We start from the raw sequence: 22,465 nt of genomic DNA, 5'->3' as shown, positions 1-22,465 counted from the left end.
TCTATTACTATACTGTGAACATGTTCTTTCCCGCCTTTTCCTACAAGGCGGGAGCCATTTCTCATTATCTATTGATTCCATTCTATTTTCAAATCAAAGGAGGCTTCTGCCTATGAAGAAAAAACAAAGAAAAATCACATCTAAAACAAAAAAAACGGAACCGGTCCTTGGGAAAACCTGTCAACCGAAAGTACAAAGACACTCTTTTCCGTATGATTTTCCGGGACAGACACAATCTTTTATCCCTCTATAACGCATTAAACCACTCTTCCTATACGAACGAAGAAGATCTTGAAATCACCACTCTGGAAGACGTCATCTATGTAGGAATGAAAAATGATGTATCTTTTCTCTTTTCCAGTACCCTCAATCTGTACGAACATCAAAGCACCCTGAATCCAAATATGCCGATCCGCGGCCTGTTTTATATGGCACGCATTTACCAGAACTATATCAAGAAACACGGGCTGAATCTTTACAGCACACGACAGATTCCTTTACCCGTACCGGTATATGTGGTATTCTATAATGGACAAAGCGAAGAATCGGAATACCGGGAATTAAACCTTTCAGATTCCTTTATGAAATCTGCATTTGCGGGACAGGTCGCACTGGAATGCCGGGCACTGATGCTCAACATCAATCTTGGGCACAATCAGGAACTTCTGGAAAGCTGTAAAGTTCTATGGGAATACTCCTACTTTATAAATGAAGTAAGAGAGAACCAGAAACAGGGGCTTGCCATAGAAACAGCAGTCCGGGAAGCGCAGAAAAGCTGTATTGAAAAGGATATCCTGAAGGAATTCCTGGAGCAAAACAGTGCGGAGGTGAGCGATGTGATCCTGGAAGAATTTGATCAGGAAAAATATGAGGAAGATCTTCGGCGGGAAAGCTGGGAAGATGGCAAAATCGCCGGCATGGAAGAGGGTAAAGCCTTGGAAAAGAAAGAACTGCTGGTCAATCTGTACCGTAAACATTTGCTGACTTTGGAACAGGCCGCAGAGGAGTATGGGACAACAGCAGAGGAGTTCCGAAAATTTTTATTGTAATGTAGAGACGATTTGGCATATTTCAAAAACCGGAAGAAATTCACAAGATGAGCGTGCATTTCTCCCGGTTTTTCATTCTCTTCTTTATGCTTTCAGTCTTGCCGAAAAGTCTGCCATTGCCTCGGAAATTTTGATCTGCTGCGGGCAGACTGCTTCACAGCTTCTGCATCCGATGCAGGCGCCCGGCCGTTTATCTTCCGGAACGGCACTCAGTGCCATCGGCGCAATGAAGCCGCCTCCTGTAAAGCTGTGTTCATTGTACAGGCTTAACAGGTTCGGGATATCAAGACCTTGTGGACAGTGGCTGACACAATAATGGCATGCGGTACAAGGAAGTGTACCGTCCAGCATTCTGTTTGCCACAGACAACAGCTTATCCATCTCTTCGTTGGAAAGCGGTTTTTCCGTCTCAAAGGTACGGATATTATCCTGAAGCTGTTCCATGTTGGACATACCGGACAGGGTCATCGTCACTTCCGGAATAGACTGAAGGAAACGGAAAGCCCATGCCGGGATTCCTTCATCCGGCCGCATGGATTTTAATATTTCTTCTTCACTGTCTTTCAGTTTGGCAAGTTTTCCTCCTCTGAGCGGCTCCATAACCCAGACCGGAAGCTTGTATTCTTTCAGCAGTTCTACTTTCGCCTTGGCGTCCTGGAATGACCAGTCAAGATAGTTGAGCTGGATCTGGCAGAACTCCATGCACTCTCCATATGCTTCCAGAAATCTCTTCATGACATCATAGCTTCCATGTGCAGAGAATCCCAAATGACGGATCCGTCCGTTTTCTTTCTGTTTCATCAGATATTCGTAGATTCCATTAGAACGATCCAGATAGGCATCGATATTCATCTCGCACACATTGTGGAACAAATAAAAATCAAAATACTCTACCTGACATTTTTCCAGCTGCTTTTCAAAAATCTCTTCTACTTTGTCCATGTTGGAAAGATCGTAACCCGGGAACTTCGTAGCAAGATAAAAGCTTTCCCTTGGATATTTGCTTAACATCTTTCCTGTGACCAGTTCAGCGTTTCCATTATGATATCCCCATGCAGTATCAAAATAGTTGACACCATGCTCCATCGCATAAGCCACCATTTCCTCTGTTGCCTTCTCATCGATTCTGGCATCGTCTCCATCGATTACCGGAAGACGCATTGTACCAAGTCCAAGGGCAGACAGTTTCAGGCCCTGAAAATCTTTGTAAATCATTTTGTTACCTTCTTTCTTCCTATTATAAACAATCCATCGGCTGCCAGGTCCGTGGTTAGTCGGACTCTTTAATTCTATTATAAAATCTTTAAAATAAAACCGCAAATTGATTTCAGTTATAGAATTGTATAACAAAAAGGAATCCTGCTATTGCAGGATTCCCCTTTATCTACGCAAATCTGATTAAGCTAATTTAGCCGGATTTACTTTTACGCCAGGTCCCATTGTAGATGTGATTGTTACACTCTTCAGGTACTGACCTTTTACAGCTGCCGGTCTTGCTTTGTTGATTGCATCAATAAGCGTCTGGAAGTTGTCCGCTAACTGTTCTTCTGTGAAGGAAGCTTTTCCAACCGGTACATGGATAATGTTTGTCTTGTCCAATCTGTATTCAATCTTACCAGCTTTAATGTCCTGGATGGCTTTTGTAACGTCCATTGTTACTGTACCAGCCTTCGGGTTCGGCATTAATCCTTTTGGTCCGAGTACACGTCCCAGACGTCCGACTACACCCATCATATCCGGTGTAGCTACAACTACGTCGTAGTCAAACCAGTTTTCGTTCTGGATTCTCGGGATCAGATCTTCTGCTCCAACGTAATCTGCTCCGGCAGCTTTTGCTTCTTCAGCTTTAGCGTCCTTTGCAAATACAAGGATACGAACCTTTTTACCTGTTCCGTGCGGAAGTACTACCGCACCACGGATCTGCTGATCTGCGTGACGTCCGTCACAGCCTGTTCTGATATGAACTTCGATTGTCTCGTCAAATTTAGCTGTTGCAGCTTTTTTAACTAATGCGATTGCTTCATCTCTGTCGTAAAGATTTCCTCTTTCAATCAGTTTAGAAGCTTCGATATATTTCTTTCCTCTTTTCATCTTATAACCTCCTAGTGGTAATATCGGGAGCGAGCCCTCCCACATTTCTAACGTTTACAATTAGTCAACTACTGTAACACCCATGCTTCTGCATGTACCAGCGATCATGCTCATAGCAGCTTCTACGCTTGCAGCGTTTAAGTCTGGCATTTTGAGTTCAGCAATTTCCTGAACCTGAGCTTTTGTGATCGTAGCTACTTTTGTTTTGTTCGGAACACCAGATCCGGATTTGATGTTGCAGGCTTTTTTGATCAGAACTGCTGCCGGCGGTGTCTTTGTGATGAAGCTGAAGCTTCTGTCATTGTAAACTGTGATAACTACAGGGATGATCAGATCTCCCTGATCAGCTGTTCTTGCGTTGAACTGCTTTGTAAATTCTACGATGTTAACTCCGTGCTGACCAAGAGCAGGACCAACCGGAGGAGCCGGTGTTGCCTTTCCAGCAGGAATCTGTAATTTGATATAACCTTCTACTTTTTTAGCCATTATATTGTACCTCCTTGTGGTATTTGCGGGGATTTCCCTCCCACTTCATTTACGTTACATTTTCTTGACATCTGAAAAACCGATCTCAACCGGTGTTTCACGGCCAAATAACTCAACATTGATTGTAACACTCTGCTTTGGCGTATTGATCGCCTGAATGACTCCAACAGTGTCAGCCCATGCGCCTGATACGACGCTGACTGTATCGCCTACCTCAAAGTCCACAACAATATCTTCTTTCTTGATTCCAAGCGGCGCCATTTCCTCATCTGTGAGCGGTACCGGCTTGGATCCCGGTCCTACGAACCCGGTTACGCCCCGTGTATTACGTACAACATACCAGGTGTCGTCATTCATAATCATATGAATCAGTACATAGCCCGGAAACAGCTTTCTCTGGGCAGCTTTCTGAACTCCGTTTTTGAGCTCCACTACGTCCTGCATCGGAACCCTGACTTCCAGAATCTGGTCTTCCAGGTGTCTGTTTTCGATTGTCTTATCAATGTTGGCTTTTACCTTATTTTCATACCCTGAATAAGTATGAACTACATACCATTTTGCCGTTGACATATTAATCACCTTTCTTACTGTCAGGTCATCAGTTTCTTAGCGAACCAAGAAATCGATTCCGAATGTTAGAAGCGCATCGACTACCGAGATAATCGCTCCCAAGATTACAGTAACAGAGACAACTGCCACCGTTTGTTTTGCAAGAGTCTTCTTGTCTGGCCAGATAATTTTCTTAAACTCTGCTTTCAAGCCTTTGATTTTGGAAGGCTTCTTTGCTTTCGTTTTAGAATCGCCCATAACATCCGCTCCTTCTCAAACGACTATTTCGTTTCTTTGTGTACTGTGTGAGTTCTGCAGAATCTGCAGTATTTCTTTGTTTCCATGCGCTCCGGATGAGTTTTCTTATCCTTTGTCATGTTGTAATTACGCTGCTTACATTCTGTACATTCTAATGTAATTCTTGTACGCACAACTTCCACCTCGCTTTTTTTTACTTCTTTTTTACTGGTTACGCGGCAGTTTGCGAAGCTGCCTGATTTTAGGCATAAAAAAAAGACCTATACTTCCATTCGCCATATCAGAATATCACATGGCCAAGTGTGAAGTCAAGTCTTTTCCTTATTTATTTACAGTTTCCTCACAATTTCTGTCTGTTTTCCTAACTTACATGTTTTTTACTTTTTTCATTTCCATAACCATCAGAAGTCTCTCGCATTCTGCACCGTCTTTATCGTCAATTCCAATCATATCATTCAGCTGGACAATTCTCGGCATCAGCGTATTTCGATGAATTCTGAGTTTTGCTGCCGTCTGGGCGGCATTTCTTTTCATCTTCAGGTACCAGTACAGTGTTTCATACAGATCTTTCCCTTTTTCTTTGTCCTCCTTTTCCACACACTCCAGCTCATCTACGTACAGATTTTCTTTTTCGATTCTTTTTCCAATGTAAGTAACTGCCAGATCGTGATAATAGTCCTCCACGAGACAGACTTTCCTGCGTTCTTTTTTACTTTTTATAATAGAAAATACATACCTTTGTAGTTCCCTGTTCTTTTCTTTGCTCTCAAAGGTCTGAAATCCGTTTCCTATTAGGATTTTGCCATCCCTTTCTTTCATCAGTTCTTTTACTTTCGCAGTCATCCTGTCCCTATCTTCTTTTCCGTCAGTTCCGGAAATAAACAGTTCCTTTTTGCCTTCCCTCTGCACTTTCAAAAAAAGGTCCTGTTCTTCATTCAGCATCCTGAAAATCTGATCCGCATTTTCCTCCATATCCGTGAGAATCCAGATAAAGTCAGGGCGTTCTTCTTCGTTTCTGTCTCTTTCACAGTCCACACGATAGCTTTGTATGATAACATCCAGCAGTTCTTCTACTTTTTCTTTATCCGTTTCCGAAGTCAGATATCCTGTTATTTTTCCTCCTTCCGGCAGCTCTCTTATGCAGCTTTTCAAATCTGCCGGTTTTTCACCTATACAAAATACTTCCTGATTACCAGGATCCGACACACATAGCGCAACCCCGGTATATCTCCATATTTCTTCCAGAATTTCCCTGCGAGACTTTCTTTTTACAATTCCTTCCAGTATGATTTTATAGCAGTAATTAATATCAAAATTTGCTTTCATTTCGGTGGTCTCTCTGCGCTCCGGCTGAATCATTTCAAGGAAAGCCGCCATTCTGGTAGAGATCTGCGCTGTATCCGCCTGAGAGTAATCGGTCTCCACAGCCAGATACGGTAGATGTTTCTCCTCGTTTACAAATTTTCGAATATAAAATGATTCTACTCCTGTCGAATGGCATCCGGTCAGAATCATTTCAACTACTCCGTCTACATGATACTCATCAATAATTTTTCCAATCAAATCGATACGATGATCATTTGGTGTCATGATGGAGCACCCGGTGGAAAGATATTTCCGGGCAATTGCTTCATAAATATCCTCCGCATTCTCATCGACCATGGTCCCCAGTGTCCTGACTCCGCTGCAGTTTTCTATCGCAACTACTACACCGCCATTTTCCTCTATTTCGCGGATAACTTTCATACTGTCTCCCCCGATCGGACAGCCGGTCACAAGAATCCTCGGTCGTTTTTCCAGATGCTTACCCTGTTTATATTCCTCCAAAATCTTATCGTGCACTCCATTTACCACCTCGGGAGTAGAAGAAAAATCAAATCGGTATTTACTGCCCTGTACCATTTTCTGAATATCCTCTCCTGTAACCGGAGCAGGATCCAGTTTCATCACATCACAAAGATTTTTGAGAGCAGTACGGATGCGATTATTCAGATGAACAGCATCCCTGAGCATTTGCTCCGTTATTACGACATGAAAGAACTCTTCAAAATACTCTTTTGTCCGGACGACCTCTTCTCTCCAGAATTTCACTCCCCGCTCAGACTGGCTGTTTGGCAGCTCCATTACATAGACAGGTTTGAATTCAGACATCATTTCAAACATTTTTTTCTTTCCATCACACGTTGTCTCGCCGATTACAAGATCCGCGAAATGAAAAAAGGGACATTTATCTTCCACCGCAAATCCATAACTGGATTTGACGAGAGGACAGATACTTTTAGGCAGATCTCTCTCTGCTGCCGCTACTGTCTCGTTAGCATAGGAGCACAGTCCTACCGGAATCGCTCCTACTGCCATCGCAAGTTCTGTCGGAAAATATGCGCAATACATTCCTACTACTGGGATATTTTTATCTTTATATTCTTTGATTTCCAGAAACGCCTTTCGTCTCTGTTCTCCAAATTCTTCAAATATTTCCGGTAAATTCTGAATTACTTTCATCGTTCTTTTCTTTCTCCTGTTTTACGCCTTACCATATCATGCATCATGATGAATGCTAATAAATCCCATGAATTTTCGGTGTCATTCAAATCCACTTCCAGACATTTTTCAATCTGTTTCAATCTGTATACAAGTGTGTTTCTGTGAATATGAAGTTTTTTGGCTGCCAGTGTAATATTATTTTCACATATCAGATATACTTTTAGCGTATGATAAAGTCCCGTATGTTTTTCTTCATCTTCTTCCAGCAGCCGCTGAATGGAGTAGTCCATCAGTCCGGCCTCCTCAATTAAAGGAGTCGCATAACTGTATATTCCCGGAATAAACCATTCCTTTTCCTGTCTGATTCCCTGTTCTCCCGGTACAGACTTGCCGGACCGTATGATACGTGCCAGAAGATGCTGTTTTGCTCTGCAGAGATGCCAGTCCGAAAAAAGCTCGCTCACACAGCCGGTAAGCTGACATTCATCCATTCTTTTCCGGATTCTCCCTGCACTCCTGTCCGTCAGTTTACAGAACAATACCCGGACTTCCCATTCATTCTCATATACATATGCGGAACTTCCATTGTCTCTTAAAAATCCGGAAAGACCGGCAGCAGTATTCCCGCTTTTTAAAAACAGGACCGCCATATACTTTCCTCCTTGCAATTCTTTTACCTGCCCGGTATCGATATCGTCTTCCATCATTGCCCATGCAATAATATGTCTTCGAAGAGACTGATTATACAGATACCTTTTCTGTTCCTGCGCAAAAAAACGTTCTACGATTTTTGCTAAAAACCGCCCCAGTTTCTCAAAAAACTCTCCGTCTTTCATATCCTCGCATATGAGCAGCACATATCCTGATACTTTCTTTTTATCATAAATCGGTTCTGTATAAAGAGTGCTTTTTCCGACCTTCTTTTTTACAAAAAACAGTTCGTATCCGTTCCATGACAAATGTTCTTTCCGAAAAAAGGAAAATGAGTTCTTATCCCCTCCAAATCCGGCACTTGCCATCAACCGTCCGCTCCCTGAAATAAATACGACTCCTTGTTTCGTATATCTGTAAATCCGTTCTGCTATATTATTCAGGGACAGATTTTCAGCCATTGCTTCAAAAATAATCTTATAACAGTCATTAATGTCATACATGTTTCTCACTCCATTTGCGGAATATTATGTAATGTACTGCCCCGGAATGTCAAATTGAATTTTTCCACGAAATCCATAGAGCGCTTCTATCAGCCTTTAAATCCATGTATTTTTCATGCATCAGATAAGATTTAAAACCAGTGCATCCACACCTTTTTCTACATTTTCCATGGAAGTCGCAAGATTCATCCGGATATATGTTCCGAACCGTTCTCCGCCAAACCAGTCTCCATAATCTACAGCTATGCGACATTTCCCTTGAATCAGCTCTTTCATATTCTCTCTGCTGACATAAGCCCCAAGATCAATCCAGCACAAATAGGTCCCTTCCAGCGGTGTCACAACCGCATCCGGAAGTTTCCGGGCAAGCTCATTTTTTACATACTGATAGTTATCCCATATTTTTTTGAGAACATCTTCGAGCCATGTTTCCCCGCCTTCATACGCTGCCTGTGCCGCAATATAGCCGAAGGCATTCCCGGAAATGACACGGTTTGCCGTCGTGTACTGATCCCACAGATTTCGAAGCTTTTCATCCGGAATAATTACAAGCGAATTCTGTCCGGCTGCCAGATTGAATGTTTTTGATGGGGCAGCCAGCATAATCATATGATCCTGATACCCTTCAACAGACAGAGACGGAATATGTCTGCTGCCATCAAAAATCAAGTCCTGATGAATTTCATCCGAGATAATATAGACCCCGTACTTTTTGCATATCTTAAACATCCTTGCCAGTTCTTCTTTCTTCCACACACGCCCGGCAGGATTGTGCGGCGAACAAAGGATAAATAGCTTTACCTTGTTATCTACAATTTTATTCTCAAAATCCTCGTAATTAATCGTGTATTTCCCTTGATTAGTGATCAGATCCGAGCAGATCAGTGTCCTGTTGTTATTTTTCACTGCATTTAAAAACGGGTAATATACCGGCGTATGAACAATCACGGCTTCCCCCGGCTGAGTTAGTATCTGGACAAGCCAATGGAAACCGGCAACCACACCCGGAGAAAACCTGATCCATTCTTTGTCTACTCTGAAATGGTGCCGTTTTTCTTCCCAGTCTATGAAAGCCTGATAATAGGAATCCGGAATTTTATAGTATCCGTATACCCCCTGATCTACATACTTCCGCAGCGCATTTATCACACACTGAGGGACCTGAAAATCCATATCCGCCACCCACATGGCGTGAAGTCCTTCCTCTCCGAACATATTGCTTTGTCCATCCCATTTATTACAATTCGTATTTCTTCTGTCTACATATTTTATTTCTTCCACTCTTCTGTACCTGTACCCTTCTCTTGTTTTTGTAGAATGCCCATGCACCCATAGTAGCCAAGTGCCGCAAATACTCCCGCTGCTCCTTTTAAAACGTGATCATCAAACCGATACTCCGCGCTGTGAAGTCCCGGAATCTGTTCTTTTTCTTTGGGCCGAATTCCGATAAAAAGGTAGACAGCCGGAACGCGGCTGCTGAATTCAGAAAAATTTTCTCCTCCCAGATGGTCATGCTCAATAAAATACACTTTATCTTCTCCAAGAATTCCTTTTGCTGTTTTCTCAGTTCCTTCCAACAGATCTACCGCATTGTGCACAGCTCCTCCATGTATCCGGATATCCGCCTTATATTCTGCACCTGCCACATGGCAGACTGCCCTGACTTCTTTTTCCAGTTCTTTCCCCATTCTCTTTAATACATCCATATTCGCCGCACGCATTGTGCCACCAAATTCACATGTCTCCGGAATCACATTGTGGATTTTCACATCTCCAGCCTGCATATAGGTTACAGAAAAGACTTTTGCTTCTGTTCCGGATATTTTTTTTGTCAGAACAGACGGCATATGCTGGTAAATCTCAATGGCAGCGGCAATCGGATCTATTGTCTCTTCCGGCCAGGAAGCATGCCCCTTTTTTCCCATGATTTTTATAGAAAATCCTCCCACACATCCGAATGCGTATCTTCTCGCGATTCCTATTTTCCCGCTTTCCACAGACGGCCATCCATGCGCCGCAAATGCCATGTCTACTTTTGGGTTTTCCAGCACCTGATCTTTTTCAATCAATGCTGTTGCTCCCTTTCCGACCTCTTCCCCGGGCTGAAACACAAACTTAACACATCCGCCCCAGTTGTCCCGGATGTCTGAGAGAATTCTGGCAGCTCCAATGAGCCAGGCCGCATGGCCGTCATGACCGCAAGCATGCATACATCCCGGATGTTCTGAACGATATGGAAGTCCTTCCGGCTCCTCTACCGGCAGTGCATCGATATCAGCTCTCAAAAGTACGGTTTTCCCATCGGAAAGTTTACCACGCATAATTCCAATCAGTCCGTATCCTTCCGCCGCATGTTCGATTACTTCCACCCCTGGAATCTTCTGAAGTTCTCTTCGGATAATTTCATACGTCTTCGGAAGATACACTCCTGTTTCCGGCACCTTATGCAGCTCTCTCCGGATCCGTATGAGTGTCTGTTCCTCCTTCTCCGCCAGATATTTGATCCTTTCTTCCATGTCAGGACTTTTTTCAAATAATTTTTCTTCCACTGTCCGTCCTCCTCTTTTAGAAAAAGACCTGCACCAGATCCGTGCAGGTCATCTCTCTATCTACTTTCGATTTACAAAATTCAGGAACTGCCGAATCCTCGGATTTTCCGGGTGATCAATAATTTTCTCCGGTGTTCCATCCGCAGCAATCTGCCCTCCATCCATAAAGAGGACGCGGGTAGCTACCTCTCTGGCAAACCCTACCTCATGTGTCACCAGAATCATAGTCGTGCCTTCTTCCGCAAGTTTTTTAATCGTATTTAGTACCTCACCTACCAGTTCGGGATCCAGTGCAGAAGTCGGCTCATCAAACAGAAGAACATTCGGATTAACCGCCAGTGCTCTTGCAATTCCTACCCTCTGCTGCTGACCGCCGGAGAGTTTTGAAGGATAGAAATCCTTCCTTTCCAGCATTCCTACTTTTCCTAATAATTCCAGGGCAATTTTTTCCGCTTCGGCCTTTGGTTTCTTCTGAACCTGTGTCAATGCTTCCATTACATTTTCCAGAGCTGTCTTATTTTTGAAAAGATTGTAGCTCTGAAATACCATAGAAGAATGTTTGCGAAGTTCCAAAATCTCCTTCTTCGTGTGATGCGCGGCATCTACTGTAACATCACCGATGGAAATGACTCCTGATGTCGGTTCAGTCAAATAATTCAGGCACCGAAGCAGTGTGGATTTTCCGGTTCCGGACGGTCCAAGGATTGCAATCACTTCATTTTTATTGATTGTCAGGTTGATATCCTTCAGTACTTTTGTATCACTGTCAAATTCTTTATAAAGGTGTTCAATTTTTACAAGTTGTTTTTCTTTCTCCATCATATTACTCTTCCTGAATCAACTGTGTCATGTCTGCATACATCCATTTTTCTGTGATCTCCGCAATGGTTCCGTCATCCAGCATTTCCTGAATCAGACCGTTTAATTCATCACAGAGTTCCTTTCCTTCATCTGTTTTCGGAAGGAAATAGGCAACATTATTCGCCAAAAGCTTTTCATCAAAGAAACGGAAATCAGCCTCTTCGTTATTATGCATAAACTGGTTTACGTTTGTAGTCGTATTCGCATAAGCATCGATTCTGTCAAGCATCAGATCGTTCATTCCTACTGCGCTGTCTTCATAAAGAGTGACTGTAAATCCATACTGCTCTGCGAGGCCCTGAATAATGTTCTGTGCCGCCTGTCCATTAGTACATCCTACAGTCAGACCTTTCAAGTCCTCAACTGTCTGAAGATCTTCGTTCTCATTATTTACGATAATACACTGTGCATCACCATAATATGGGATTGTCGCATTATATTTCTCCATTCTTTCGTCTGTCACAGCTGTACAGTTTGCAACAACGTCTGCACGTTCTGTATCCAGTTCTCCCCACATTGCGTCGAATGCAGCCTGTTTTACTTCTACATTCCACCCTGTCCGTTCCTCAATTTCGGCCCACATATCGGAATCAATCCCTGTCCATGATCCATCATCTGCCAAAAGGGAATACGGTTCTCCAGTTCCGGCCGTTACAACAGTTACTGTTTTTTTATCATTCGCTTTCTGATCAGAGGATTTATTGGAATCTGAATCAGAACCCGATCCGTCCCCACAGCCGCCTGCCGTAAGAACCACCATCATCGCTGCCATTATTGCTGCTAATACACGTTTTTTCATAATCATTACTCCTTTTCTTTCTAAGTATCATGTTTATCTCAACGGCACTCCGTTTAAGATCCCATAAAACAGCTGAATATTAATACATACTTGCGCATTTTTTCTCCAGGAACTTGTGAACAATTCCAAGTATAAAAACAATAATCCAGTAAATCAGCATAACCGCCGCATAAATTTCAAAATAACGGAATGTTTTGGCTCCTTCAATCTTGGCGGCTCCCATAATATCCGGCACGCCGATCATAAATGCCAGTGATGTCATTTTAATAAGATTGATGACATCGTTAAAAAGCGGAGGCAGCGCAATCCGCACAGCCTGTGGAATAATAATACGGACCACCAGCTGAAGATTGGTCATTCCCAGAGAATATGCAGCTTCTTTTTGTCCTTCATCTACAGAAAGAAGTGCACCACGGATGCTTTCTGACATAAAAGCCCCCATATTCAAACTCATAACTACCGCTACCGCCACCAAAGGTGTCATATTTTTTACAAAGTTGCTGTACAGCGCAATTCCATAATAGAAAAAATACAGCTGTGCCACAACCGGTGTTCCTCTCATAACCGAAACATACACTCTGGTAAGCTGGCTTAAAACAGGTACTTTATAATAGCCTATGACCGCAATCACCACACCTACCAGAAGTGCAAAAATCGTTGCCGCAATCGTAAGCTCAAAAGTAACGTTTACCTTGCTCGCTATAACAGGAAGCACTTCCATAAAATAACTTACTTTGAACATCGCACTTACTCCACTCTTTCATAATTAATATTTTACATACCTCTTCATTTTAACTTTTATCGCAAAATTTTCATCATGATTATTCTACAAACTCAATTTTTATTTTTGTATGTTTCGCACATTTTCTATAACTTCCTTTTTTCTTATTTGTTTTTTCTATAATTATGATCCAATTAGAAATATTGCCTGTTTCCATAACAAAGAGTTGCGCTTGCGGAACTCTTGCACCGAGCGTGGTCGCTTTAGAGGCAAGCTTCTGCTTTGCGCGAGTGCGCATCCCGCGAAGCGTTTTTATTTAACAGGGAACAAAGTTTCCTGTTAAACAAAAAAACAGCCTGCTCCCAGTGCCTGAGAACAAACTGTTCTTTTATTTTTTATTTTTACTGTTTTTATCTATGAATGTTAATCACAAAGTTTCTTTTTTCCCCTGCCATACCGGATTACTGTAAAACAGCAGGCCTTTCTCCGGATGGAATGCCTCAACTCTCGCCCAGTTCCACTCTCCTTTGCGGAACCGGATTTTCTCTTCTGCTTTCCACCCGCTCTCTGTCTGTACCACGTCCATACGGATTCTCTCTCCGTTATGTATGATATAAACTTCCGGCTTCCTGGCTGATTCAATGTAAATGCGAATATCAATCTTCCTGTTCTGTTCCGGAAGTTCATCTCCCGGAAGATACTCTTCTCCTTCTGACCGTATGTTCAGTTCTGAATTCCTGTTTTCCGCCAGAACCATATGACCTTTTTTAATATTTTCCAGAAAGATTTCCGGTGTAAGTGCCTCGCAATGTATCAGAGTTTCTTTTTCTTTTGTCGCCCAGATCCGGTATCCTTCTCCCCATAACCTGTCCAGAAGTACCGATGTTTTCGCGAATTCTTCCATACTTTTTCCGATTTCCATACAGGTCAGTGACGAAACCGGAATGGCATCCTCTTTCCATTCGCTTCCTTTCTGAAACGGATGTTCCAGATTCAGAATCCATCCTCTCTTTACCGCTTCCCGAACTGTCTCATAAAGATACTGTCCGCTCTCTTTTGTCCCTCTGCTCTCTATCAGTTCTTCCAGACGTTCCGGCATCTTATCAATTCCGATCAATCCTATGTCTCCGAAACAGGATGTAAGTTCCACGCCCGGGACTGTCATGACGGAGCTGTCCTTCCAACCTGTCGCCACCACATTTCTCTCTGTCGTGACATAGACATCGACGCCATCTGCTTTCGCTCTCTTTACAGCCTCCCGGATCGTATTTTCCCCGCCGGACATCCGGGTACGTGTATGAAGAGCTCCGAGATACCACCCTGTCCTGTTGCTGTAAAACTCCTTGCTGTTAAAATATCCAAGCCATAACTGCTCGCGATAATGCCGGTCAACCCAGACTTTTGATCCCATTGTTTCCTGCAATTCTCCCTTTTCTCCGCTGATGCAGATCCGCAGCGGTATCGTCTCACCTTCGGGAATCGTCTCGAAAAATTCCGGAAAAAGATACAGGCAGATTTTCCATCTGCCTGCTCCAACAGGTCCCGGGACGCCGCCCGGAGACGTGTGGGAAGCATGTCGTGCAATCGTAAAGTCTTCCTCTCCGTATCCGCACATACGTAAAAGCCGGATCCTGTTCTTTTCATCTCTGATCACAATATATCCGGCCCAGTCTGTTTTTGAAGTGATTGTCATTCGTTTCATTGCCTTGGATATTGTGATCGTTTCTTCCAGTTTTGCCGGTGTTGACCGGTTTACAAAAAATGTAATTGTTTTTTCCATGATTCGTGCTCTCTTTTCATACAATTTCTTATCAGTATAAGAGAACACGGTTAAATTCACCCCGCCTGTTTCGTTAAATGCGTGTAAAACGCGGGACTATTCTTCACCTAATTTTTCCGAAATAAAATCTTTCACCTTACCGCTCTCGATCTCCAGAGCCGCAGCCAGCTCATCATAAAGCACATGTTCCGCTGTCCGGAAATACCGGCTGTCCGCCGCTGTCAGATGTTTCCCCTGTGCTTCCCGTTCCTGCTTTCTGCGATAGATGGTCTTAATCAGACTGACCAGCTTTTTGCAGTCGCATGTCTTAAGTGCGTTTTTATAAGTCTCTTCACGCTTCCGCTCTTCCGTAATCCCAAGTACCGCAATTTCCTTCATTTCCTCAATCAGCAACAGAGCCTCCTCTTTACTGATAATCTTTCTCATCGGTATCTTCTGGCTGTCTACGGGAGCAAATACTGTACTTCCCGTCTCCCCAAAGGGAATCAGGGTATAATACAGCCTGTCCTTATCTTTTGCCACTGTCTCCAGTGGCCCGATCTTTGTGATCCGACAGACGCCATTATGACCATATACAACATACTCTCCAACTTTAAACATGCGCTCACGCCTTTCTTTGCTCAATCAATCCCTTTCGTTACCTATTTATATATAGTATAACATTTTTTTCCATTATAAATAAGGCATGAATTGCAAATTTCTCTCAGCATTCCAGCAGATGAAGTAAACTACCATTAATCCGGTCGTCCTGTTCCATTTCCTTCCTGCCTGCTTCTTCCAGAATAGAACCGGTACATTCTCCACAGATATCTACACCTATCACCTGCTCATGAAGCAGAATCTGATAAATTACCTTTTTCAAATCCGCAAGTTTCATTTTCCCCTGATTCCAGTTTGTCTTCACCTGCGAAGGATCCAGAATATCCTTGTCGATCGTAAGATACACCGGCACTTCAATATGTTTCTTCCGGAATTCCTCCCAGATGCGGTCATGCACCACAGCCTCTTCATTGTAGGCGGCAATTCTGTCTTTGTATTTTTCCGGAAGACTTTTTACAAGTTCCTCTTCCGCTCCAAGCAGAACGATCTTTCTTACATGCGGATTTTCGTCCAGCACCCGCGCAGCCCAGCATCCGCAGGAAAGCAGATTTTCAAACAGAGATGGCTGGGCATCCGGATGATGATCGATTAAAATAAGGACAAACGGCTCCCTGATCTTATCGGTCCAAAGTTTTGTCATATAGTGATAATTTCCGGAGTCAATAAAGTGAATCCCTTCCGGCGGAAGTTTCCTTATCCGCTCTTCCAGAATCTGCTCCGCCTGTTCATCACAGTAGCAGTTTGTCCCGTGGATATCTCTGCAGTCGATCCAGCAGATTTTTTCGCTCCGGTAAAATGTCTCTTTCTCATAAATGCCAGTAAAATTCATCACCACCGGCCTGCCGTCCTGCCTCATGCGATCACTCCTCCGCCTGTTCCATCTTGTTCAGAATACACCTTGCTGTATAAAGGCCGTTAGCCGATGCCTGCTGAAGGCCTCTTGTAATGGCTGCTCCGTCTCCCATTGCACGGAGGCCTTTTATATTTGTCTCAAATTCTTTGTCCGTTACAACCTTATTGGAGTAAAATTTGACTTCCACTCCATAGAGCAGTGTCTCATCACTTGCAATTCCCGGAGTCACCTTATCAAGGGCTTTGATCATTTCATCAATATCAACCATGATTCTGTGCGGGAATACCAATGAAAGGTCTCCCGGCACTGCATCTTTCAAAGTCGGAATCAGGTTGTTTCTTACGAGACGCTCTGATGTTGTTCTTCTGCCGCGCCGGAAATCCCCGTATCTCTGAACGAGAATTTTTCCATCACAGAGCATATTCCCAAGCTGCGCAATGTGTTTTCCGTACTCAATCGGAGTTTTAAACGGTTCGGTAAAGTTCTTTGACACCAGAAGAGCGAAATTGGTATTCTTTGTCTTCATATCTTTTGATTTATAGGCGTGCCCGTTCACAACCGCAAGTCCGCCTTCATAGTATTCTGTCGCTACTTCTCCGGATGGATTTGTACAGAATACACGCACTTTATCGTCAAATGTCGGTGTATAGTAGACAAGCTTCGCTTCATAGAGCTTTTCATTTAGCTCTTTCATAATCTCATCCCGGACCTCTACACGGACTCCCACATCAACCGTTCCATTCTGCGTTTCAATCCCATGTTCCTGACAGATATGCGAAAACCATTCAGAGCCTTCCCTGCCGACGCCTGCAACGATCTCCGGCGCATAGAAGGTTTCTCCTTTCTCTGTGACCACTCCGACTGCTTTTCCATCCTCTATAAGAATATCCTGAACCATCGTCATAAACCGGATTTCTACATTAGTTTCCTCCAGATGCTTCTGAAGTCTTGTATAAATCTTGTATCCTTCTTCTGTACCAAGATGCCGGATCGGGCACTCAATCAATTTCAGATTTGCACGGATGGATTTTGCACGGATGTCCTCGATCGCCTGCATATCATCCAGACCGTAAACCTTTTCATCTGCTCCGAATTTCAGATAAATGCTGTCCGCCTCCCGGATCAGTTCCTCTGCTTTTTCATAACCTAAAATGTCCGGAAGAGTCCCTCCGACTTCCGGAGAGAGAGAAAGTTTCCCGTCGGAAAATGCTCCTGCTCCTGCAAATCCTGTCGTGATGGAACAAGGCTTACACCCCATGCAGACTTTCGTCTTTCTCTTTGGGCATGTCCGTTTTTCAATCGAACGTCCTTTTTCCAGCATCAGAACCTTCAAATCCGGCCTTTTCTGCATCAGCTCGTACGCGCAGAAAATACCTGACGGTCCTGCCCCGATAATAATCACGTCATACATATTTCTTGTCTTCGCCATATTCAAGTACCTCCGATTCTTTTGCAGTTTTCCTCCTCTTTTATCATAATACCCTTTTTCGGAAAACTCAATTCGCTTTTAAATTGAAATAGAATTCCTCTGTATCATTAATTGAATCTCTGCCGAATCGACAGTTTTGATATGTAACATAGATCTGAGACTGTCGATATGCAGCTATGAATTCACTGTGATACCGACAGTCAAAAATGAATCTCTTTTGCGGCTCAGAATGACCGCTGATTATCTGCTCTGAATTGCCTCTTCAAATGCCTCAACAGATCCCGCTCGAAGCGCTGTCTGAAACCAGCTTTTCAAAACTTCCAGATCTGTTTCTTTTTCAATTTTTTCCTGAAGTTCGGAAGGAATTTCTCCATAGGCATTTATAGTTTCCAGTAAAGTGTACTTTACTCCTTCTGTTTTTCCGGCGTTCCTTTCGTCTCTCAGCATCTCTTCCAGAATCATAAACCTCGCCTCCATTTCCCGGCTTTTCTTCACATCCACGATAAATTCCTGTAGCTTCTGTACATATGAATCTGCAAAGTTATTCTGACTTTCTTTTAAATCTGCTTTTACAAACGCAAGAAATTTCACCAGCTTTTCCGGAACTTCCGCCGGATTCTTTCCGCAGGTGCTCAAATAGATGATTTTTCTGCCGTCCGGTAACTGGATGTCTGGCACTTCTTTACATATATTCTGGAAACTGTATCGATATTTTGCCTCTCCAAATGGGTCAAAATCGCATACAAAGATCACATAAGTATTAGGAATCTCTGCATATTCTCCAGAAATTCTTTGCAGTTCTCTTCATTCACCATGACTGCTCCGAAAAGAAAATTGTCCTTGATTGTCAATTCCTGTAATGTTTTCTTTTTCGCCATATTCTTCCTCCATATACAGAGGAATTCTATGCCTTTATTATAAGCCCGCATCGGGAAAAAATCTATCCCTTGTCTTTTTATCATAGAAAAAGGAGCAGCTTTCACTGCTCCCGTCGGGGTTTTGCAGCCCCATCTGTCCGTCCTTAGTCGAACAGATGGCATGCTGCGAAGTGTTCTTTTTCGATCTCTTTTAATACCGGTGTTTCGTTTTTGCACCTTTCTGTAGCATATTTGCATCTGCTTGCGAATCGGCATCCCGGACCGCAGTTGATCGGGCTTCCCACTTCTCCTTCGAGCGGGAGCACAACCTTGTTTTTCTCCTTCTCCGGATTCGGGATCGGAATCGCGCTCAGAAGCGCCTTTGTGTACGGGTGCTGAGGATTTGCATAGAGTTCCTTACTGGACGCAAGTTCCACGATATGTCCCATATACATAACACCGACACGGTCGGAAATATGTTTAACCATAGACAGGTCGTGTGCAATAAACAGGTAAGTCAGGCCAAGTTCTCTCTGAAGCTTGACAAGAAGGTTGAGACGATTATCACCTCCGGCATGTCCGCTCATGTCGCCTTCTGCGACCTCAAAGCTTACCGGTGTCCTTCCAAATTGTGTCAGTATTACTTTATTTTTTCCCAGATTTCCTTTGATGTCTCCTTTTGTTCCGCAGATATGGATGGTCCGCCCACCCTCTCCCGTAAAGGCTGTCATCTGGAAATCTACCGTAATTCCATCTTCAAATTCCATGTTGACGACCTGATGGTCAACTACATCGTTATCGCATGCATAAACGCATCTGCCGTAAGGTCCGGTTTCAAGTGCCTTCCGTACTGCCGCCTCTGAAAGGTCATTCGGTGTCAGCACACAACACGGCCAGGCTGCATCTCCGGTCTTTCCTTCCCGGACTACAGTCCGGATTCCTGTGCGTTTATTTGTAATATAAATCTTCTCTGCATCATACGGACAGTCAGCTTTCGCCAGGCATCCGTCCAGGCATCGTTTTGCAGCGCCCTCCGGTGCCTTTTCCGGCCTGAAGAGATACAGCCCTCCGTAAGAAGAAACTTTTTTGCACTGTTTCCCAAGGAGCCAGACAGAAATATCCAGATCATGACAGCTCTTTGCAAGAATCATCGGACTCGTCTCGTCTGTCCTTCTCCAGTTCCCTCTCACATAACTGTGAGCCTGATGCCAGTAGGTAACCTGCTCCATCGCCTGAATTGAAACAACTTCCCCAATAGCTCCGCCTGCAATCAGTTCCTTAATCTTTGAATAAAATGGCGTATAACGGAGTACATGCCCAACTGCCACAATTCTTTTGTATTCATGGGCCGCCTTCTGAAGACGTCTGCATTCCTCCGGATCCGGTGAGATTGGCTTCTCGCAAAGTACGTGATATCCCTTTTGAATTGCATTTACCGCCTGCTCTACATGCTGTCTGTCCTGGGTTGCAATAACCATGACGTCCGCCAGCTTTGGCTCTTCCAGCATTTCCTCCGCGGACGAAAAGCATCTGTTCTCCGGCAGACCGTATCGTATTCTGGCTGCTTCGCGTTTTTCTTCCTGTGGTTCAGCAATCGCCGTAACTTTCATTTCTTCGGGACTTACAAACTGGTAATTCCCGTAGATATCGTTTCCTCTGTTTCCAAGCCCCGCAATTGCACACGTAATAAGTTTTTTCATCGTCCAGCGCTCCTTCTCTATGACTGTGCTGTCAGTTCAAAAAGTCTCGATTGATAATCACCTTGTCTTTCCTTTTTTTCACGGATACCGCTCGCATAATCCGAAATCGCCATTCCGGCTCTCATCAGTTCGTCTCCGTATGCTTCCAGTCCGGTTTCCCGGATTTGATATCTGACATCCGGATCCAGCCCTTTTAGTGTCAGCCGTTTCAGCGGTGCGTTGGCCGGCTGCCTCATCCGGTAATATCCTGCCAGTGCATGCCTTTTATCTTCTGAAACGACCATCCACGCCGCCTCGTCTCCTTCAAACGGACTGATTAACCGGTAAAATGTTCCCTCCATAATCAGTTTCCGGATTCGTTTATAATATTGAATCTGCTCTTTGACTTCTTCTTTTTCCTCTTCTGTCAAAGTGTCCAGATCCATTTCATAACCGAAACATCCAAAGTATGCCGTCTCCGCTCTTGTGGAAAGCGGCGTGTTTCGAAATGTCTGCTGATTCGGGGCCTCCGATACATGGCATCCCATGGAACTCAGCGGGTATACAAAAGAAGTTCCGTACTGAATCCGAAGCCGTTCTACCGCATCCGTATTATCCGACGTCCAGCACTGCGGTGCATAGTAAAGCATTCCAGGATCAAATCTGGCCCCGCCGCTCGCGCAGGATTCAAACAACACCTCCGGGAATTCAGATGTAAGACGTTCATACAGGCGGTAGACGCCGAGAATATGCCGGTGGAACAGTTTTCCCTGCTCCTCTGCTTTTCTTCCCTGCGAGAATGCCTCCGAGATACTTCGGTTCATGTCCCATTTGATATACGATACAGGCGCATTCCGCAAGATTCCGGAAATCTGGTCACCGATATAATCCACCACTTCCTCTTTCGAAAAGTCCAGCACAAACTGGTTTCTCCCGTGGCATGCATCCCGATACGGAACGTTGATCACCCAGTCCGGATGTTCCTCATAAAGTCTGCTGTCTTTATTTACCATTTCAGGCTCAATCCAAAGCCCGAATTTCATTCCCATGTTTTCAATCTTTTCTGCCAGTCCGCGGATTCCCTGCGGCAGTTTCTTCGGATCAGGATACCAGTCCCCGAGAGACGAAGTATCGTCATCTCTGTGTCCAAACCAGCCGTCATCAAGCACCATCATCTCAACCCCGAGTTTCCGGGCTGTTTCCGCGAATTTCAGAATTTTATCTTCTGTAAAATCCATAAAGGTGGCTTCCCAGTTATTGATTACCACCGGTCGGACACGATCTCTCCAGTATCCTCTTGCAAGACGTTTGCGATAAAGCCGGTGAAATGTCCTGCTCATCTTTCCGAGTCCCTCTCCGGAATAAACGAGTACCGCCTCCGGAGTCTGGAAAGTTTCGCCCTTTTTCAGTGTCCAGGAAAATCCTTCCGGATGAATCCCGATCATGGCTCTTGCCACTCCAAATGTATCCACTGCTGTCTGTCCCAGGAAATTTCCGCTGTAAACCAGGCTGATCCCGATTGCTTCTCCGGCATCCTCTGTCGTCTCCGGCCGCTTCAGTGCAAAAAATGGATTGAACTGGTGGCTGCTGTGCCCGCGCATACTGTAAATAGCCTGAATTCCCTCGTGGAGAGGTGCTGTTTTCACATAACGTTCTCTTGCCCATGCCCCGGTCAACTCGACCATCTCATATCTGTCGTCCGGCAGATCCAGATTCAGGCTCATGGCACGCTCCAGCACAATGCTGCTCTCTCCCTCATGGACAAATCTTGTATTTCTGATAATTACCGGCAGATTCTCAAAAATCGTGTAAGAAAGAATCATCTTTGTATTCATCACCCGGTCTCTCAGGTAGATCTCCAGTGTTTCTGCCTCCTCATCGGATTCTGTATAAACAGCTGGTAGCCCTTCGAGTTTCCTCTTCCCTTTCAGAATCACATAGTCTTCAAACGTAAATTCTGTAATACGGCTTCCGTCTTCCTGCAGAATCTCATAGGCAGGTTCTCTCATATCCCCGTGGCCGTAGGAAGGATATTCCTGTTTCAGATATTCCATGGAGAATGTCCGGTCACCCTCATAAGTACAAGGCGCCATATCACGCAGGGAATACTCAATCAGATGCTGGAAACTTTCCCGGTCTTTGATTCTCTCTCCATAATAAATCTGTCCTGGCTGTCCGTTTCTCAGGATACAGAAAATGTAACTGATCTCATTATTATAAAGATGAAACTCTTTTGTATTTTTATGAAATATGATCGGCATGTCTT

At 44.1% G+C, this 22,465-nt stretch carries 21 protein-coding genes and 2 pseudogenes; 1 reads left to right on the top strand and 22 read right to left on the bottom strand.

The features are described 5' to 3' along the window. Positions 1-212 precede the first annotated feature (212 nt). A complete protein-coding gene (locus B5E64_RS01120; RefSeq protein WP_140398802.1) occupies positions 213-1,049 on the top strand; it encodes an Rpn family recombination-promoting nuclease/putative transposase in 837 nt (278 codons plus the stop codon). An 84-nt stretch (positions 1,050-1,133) separates the two neighbouring features. Here B5E64_RS01120 and B5E64_RS01115 read toward each other — a convergent pair whose 3' ends face one another. The 22 genes and pseudogenes from B5E64_RS01115 to B5E64_RS01015 all read right to left on the bottom strand — a co-directional run bounded on the left by B5E64_RS01115 (position 1,134) and on the right by B5E64_RS01015 (position 22,460). Next, a complete protein-coding gene (locus tag B5E64_RS01115; protein ID WP_087166680.1) occupies positions 1,134-2,264 on the bottom strand; it encodes an aldo/keto reductase in 1,131 nt (376 codons plus the stop codon). Between the two features lie 183 nt (positions 2,265-2,447). Continuing rightward, on the bottom strand, positions 2,448-3,140 hold the full coding sequence (gene rplA / locus B5E64_RS01110; protein ID WP_087166679.1) for a 50S ribosomal protein L1: 693 nt from the start codon (positions 3,138-3,140) through the stop codon (positions 2,448-2,450). A 60-nt stretch (positions 3,141-3,200) separates the two neighbouring features. After that, positions 3,201-3,626, bottom strand: coding sequence for a 50S ribosomal protein L11 (gene rplK, locus B5E64_RS01105; protein ID WP_024731653.1), 426 nt, complete (start codon positions 3,624-3,626; stop codon positions 3,201-3,203). 54 nt (positions 3,627-3,680) lie between these two features. Next, positions 3,681-4,196, bottom strand: a complete 516-nt coding sequence (gene nusG / locus B5E64_RS01100; protein ID WP_087166678.1) for a transcription termination/antitermination protein NusG — start codon at positions 4,194-4,196, stop codon at positions 3,681-3,683. Between the two features lie 36 nt (positions 4,197-4,232). Beyond that, a complete protein-coding gene (gene secE / locus B5E64_RS01095) occupies positions 4,233-4,433 on the bottom strand; it encodes a preprotein translocase subunit SecE (protein ID WP_087166677.1) in 201 nt (66 codons plus the stop codon). 23 nt (positions 4,434-4,456) lie between these two features. Further along, positions 4,457-4,606: a 50S ribosomal protein L33 gene (gene rpmG, locus B5E64_RS01090; RefSeq protein ID WP_087166676.1), complete on the bottom strand. Its 150-nt coding sequence runs from the start codon at positions 4,604-4,606 to the stop codon at positions 4,457-4,459. A 193-nt stretch (positions 4,607-4,799) separates the two neighbouring features. Next, a complete protein-coding gene (locus B5E64_RS18705) occupies positions 4,800-6,935 on the bottom strand; it encodes a double-cubane-cluster-containing anaerobic reductase (protein WP_087166675.1) in 2,136 nt (711 codons plus the stop codon). Next, positions 6,932-8,071, bottom strand: a complete 1,140-nt coding sequence (locus B5E64_RS01080) for a helix-turn-helix domain-containing protein (protein WP_087166674.1) — start codon at positions 8,069-8,071, stop codon at positions 6,932-6,934. The genes B5E64_RS18705 and B5E64_RS01080 overlap by 4 nt, the downstream gene beginning before the upstream one ends. Before the next feature lie 120 nt (positions 8,072-8,191). Next, positions 8,192-9,352, bottom strand: a complete 1,161-nt coding sequence (locus tag B5E64_RS01075) for a MalY/PatB family protein (protein ID WP_087166673.1) — start codon at positions 9,350-9,352, stop codon at positions 8,192-8,194. Next, positions 9,340-10,620: a M20 family metallopeptidase gene (locus tag B5E64_RS01070; protein WP_087166672.1), complete on the bottom strand. Its 1,281-nt coding sequence runs from the start codon at positions 10,618-10,620 to the stop codon at positions 9,340-9,342. Before B5E64_RS01070 ends, B5E64_RS01075 begins: the two co-directional genes overlap by 13 nt. Before the next feature lie 60 nt (positions 10,621-10,680). Further along, entirely contained in the window at positions 10,681-11,442 is a 762-nt protein-coding gene (locus B5E64_RS01065) for an amino acid ABC transporter ATP-binding protein (RefSeq protein ID WP_343284030.1), read from the bottom strand. A 1-nt stretch (position 11,443) separates the two neighbouring features. After that, positions 11,444-12,280 carry a transporter substrate-binding domain-containing protein gene (locus B5E64_RS01060; RefSeq protein ID WP_087166671.1) on the bottom strand — a complete coding sequence of 279 codons (837 nt, stop codon included), beginning with the start codon at positions 12,278-12,280 and terminating at the stop codon, positions 11,444-11,446. Positions 12,281-12,359: 79 nt separating this feature from the next. Further along, a complete protein-coding gene (locus B5E64_RS01055; protein ID WP_087166670.1) occupies positions 12,360-13,022 on the bottom strand; it encodes an amino acid ABC transporter permease in 663 nt (220 codons plus the stop codon). 406 nt (positions 13,023-13,428) lie between these two features. After that, complete coding sequence (locus tag B5E64_RS01045; protein WP_087166668.1) at positions 13,429-14,781, bottom strand: hypothetical protein; 1,353 nt, start codon at positions 14,779-14,781, stop codon at positions 13,429-13,431. A 96-nt stretch (positions 14,782-14,877) separates the two neighbouring features. After that, entirely contained in the window at positions 14,878-15,381 is a 504-nt protein-coding gene (locus B5E64_RS01040; protein ID WP_087166667.1) for a CarD family transcriptional regulator, read from the bottom strand. A 103-nt stretch (positions 15,382-15,484) separates the two neighbouring features. After that, positions 15,485-16,237 (bottom strand): arginase family protein, encoded by a 753-nt coding sequence (locus tag B5E64_RS01035; protein ID WP_087166666.1) that lies wholly within the window; start codon positions 16,235-16,237, stop codon positions 15,485-15,487. Between the two features lie 4 nt (positions 16,238-16,241). After that, positions 16,242-17,669: an NAD(P)/FAD-dependent oxidoreductase gene (locus B5E64_RS01030; protein ID WP_255396370.1), complete on the bottom strand. Its 1,428-nt coding sequence runs from the start codon at positions 17,667-17,669 to the stop codon at positions 16,242-16,244. Between the two features lie 234 nt (positions 17,670-17,903). Then, a complete protein-coding gene (locus B5E64_RS01025) occupies positions 17,904-18,416 on the bottom strand; it encodes a hypothetical protein (protein WP_343284029.1) in 513 nt (170 codons plus the stop codon). Next, on the bottom strand, positions 18,413-18,541 hold the full coding sequence (locus B5E64_RS18700; RefSeq protein ID WP_330677541.1) for a hypothetical protein: 129 nt from the start codon (positions 18,539-18,541) through the stop codon (positions 18,413-18,415). The genes B5E64_RS01025 and B5E64_RS18700 overlap by 4 nt, the downstream gene beginning before the upstream one ends. A gap of 143 nt (positions 18,542-18,684) precedes the next feature. Beyond that, a pseudogene (locus B5E64_RS18270) lies at positions 18,685-19,077 on the bottom strand (oligopeptide/dipeptide ABC transporter ATP-binding protein); the annotation flags it as partial. Positions 19,078-19,179: 102 nt separating this feature from the next. Further along, positions 19,180-20,220, bottom strand: a pseudogene (locus B5E64_RS18265) (Gfo/Idh/MocA family oxidoreductase); the annotation flags it as partial. Between the two features lie 17 nt (positions 20,221-20,237). Then, entirely contained in the window at positions 20,238-22,460 is a 2,223-nt protein-coding gene (locus B5E64_RS01015; RefSeq protein WP_087166664.1) for an alpha-galactosidase, read from the bottom strand. Positions 22,461-22,465 lie beyond the last annotated feature (5 nt).

Source organism: Drancourtella sp. An12 (assembly GCF_002160935.1).
GTDB lineage: Bacteria > Bacillota > Clostridia > Lachnospirales > Lachnospiraceae > Sellimonas > Sellimonas catena.
The sequence above is the reverse complement of the archived record's forward strand: the minus strand, read 5'-3'. Positions and strand labels throughout refer to the sequence as shown.

What these genes read in the sequence shown, in the direction of transcription:
- secE (WP_087166677.1), bottom strand. Translation starts at nt 4,433, where the DNA reads ATGGGCGATTCTAAAACGAAAGCAAAGAAGCCTTCCAAAATCAAAGGC.
- nusG (WP_087166678.1), bottom strand. Translation starts at nt 4,196, where the DNA reads ATGTCAACGGCAAAATGGTATGTAGTTCATACTTATTCAGGGTATGAA.
- rplK (WP_024731653.1), bottom strand. Translation starts at nt 3,626, where the DNA reads ATGGCTAAAAAAGTAGAAGGTTATATCAAATTACAGATTCCTGCTGGA.
- rplA (WP_087166679.1), bottom strand. Translation starts at nt 3,140, where the DNA reads ATGAAAAGAGGAAAGAAATATATCGAAGCTTCTAAACTGATTGAAAGA.
- B5E64_RS01060 (WP_087166671.1), bottom strand. Translation starts at nt 12,280, where the DNA reads ATGAAAAAACGTGTATTAGCAGCAATAATGGCAGCGATGATGGTGGTT.
- B5E64_RS01120 (WP_140398802.1), top strand. Translation starts at nt 213, where the DNA reads ATGATTTTCCGGGACAGACACAATCTTTTATCCCTCTATAACGCATTA.
- B5E64_RS18700 (WP_330677541.1), bottom strand. Translation starts at nt 18,541, where the DNA reads ATGGCGAAAAAGAAAACATTACAGGAATTGACAATCAAGGACAATTTT.
- B5E64_RS01040 (WP_087166667.1), bottom strand. Translation starts at nt 15,381, where the DNA reads ATGTTTAAAGTTGGAGAGTATGTTGTATATGGTCATAATGGCGTCTGT.
- B5E64_RS01015 (WP_087166664.1), bottom strand. Translation starts at nt 22,460, where the DNA reads ATGCCGATCATATTTCATAAAAATACAAAAGAGTTTCATCTTTATAAT.
- B5E64_RS01080 (WP_087166674.1), bottom strand. Translation starts at nt 8,071, where the DNA reads ATGTATGACATTAATGACTGTTATAAGATTATTTTTGAAGCAATGGCT.
- B5E64_RS01035 (WP_087166666.1), bottom strand. Translation starts at nt 16,237, where the DNA reads ATGAGGCAGGACGGCAGGCCGGTGGTGATGAATTTTACTGGCATTTAT.
- B5E64_RS01065 (WP_343284030.1), bottom strand. Translation starts at nt 11,442, where the DNA reads ATGATGGAGAAAGAAAAACAACTTGTAAAAATTGAACACCTTTATAAA.
- B5E64_RS01045 (WP_087166668.1), bottom strand. Translation starts at nt 14,781, where the DNA reads ATGGAAAAAACAATTACATTTTTTGTAAACCGGTCAACACCGGCAAAA.
- B5E64_RS01115 (WP_087166680.1), bottom strand. Translation starts at nt 2,264, where the DNA reads ATGATTTACAAAGATTTTCAGGGCCTGAAACTGTCTGCCCTTGGACTT.
- B5E64_RS18705 (WP_087166675.1), bottom strand. Translation starts at nt 6,935, where the DNA reads ATGAAAGTAATTCAGAATTTACCGGAAATATTTGAAGAATTTGGAGAA.
- B5E64_RS01055 (WP_087166670.1), bottom strand. Translation starts at nt 13,022, where the DNA reads ATGTTCAAAGTAAGTTATTTTATGGAAGTGCTTCCTGTTATAGCGAGC.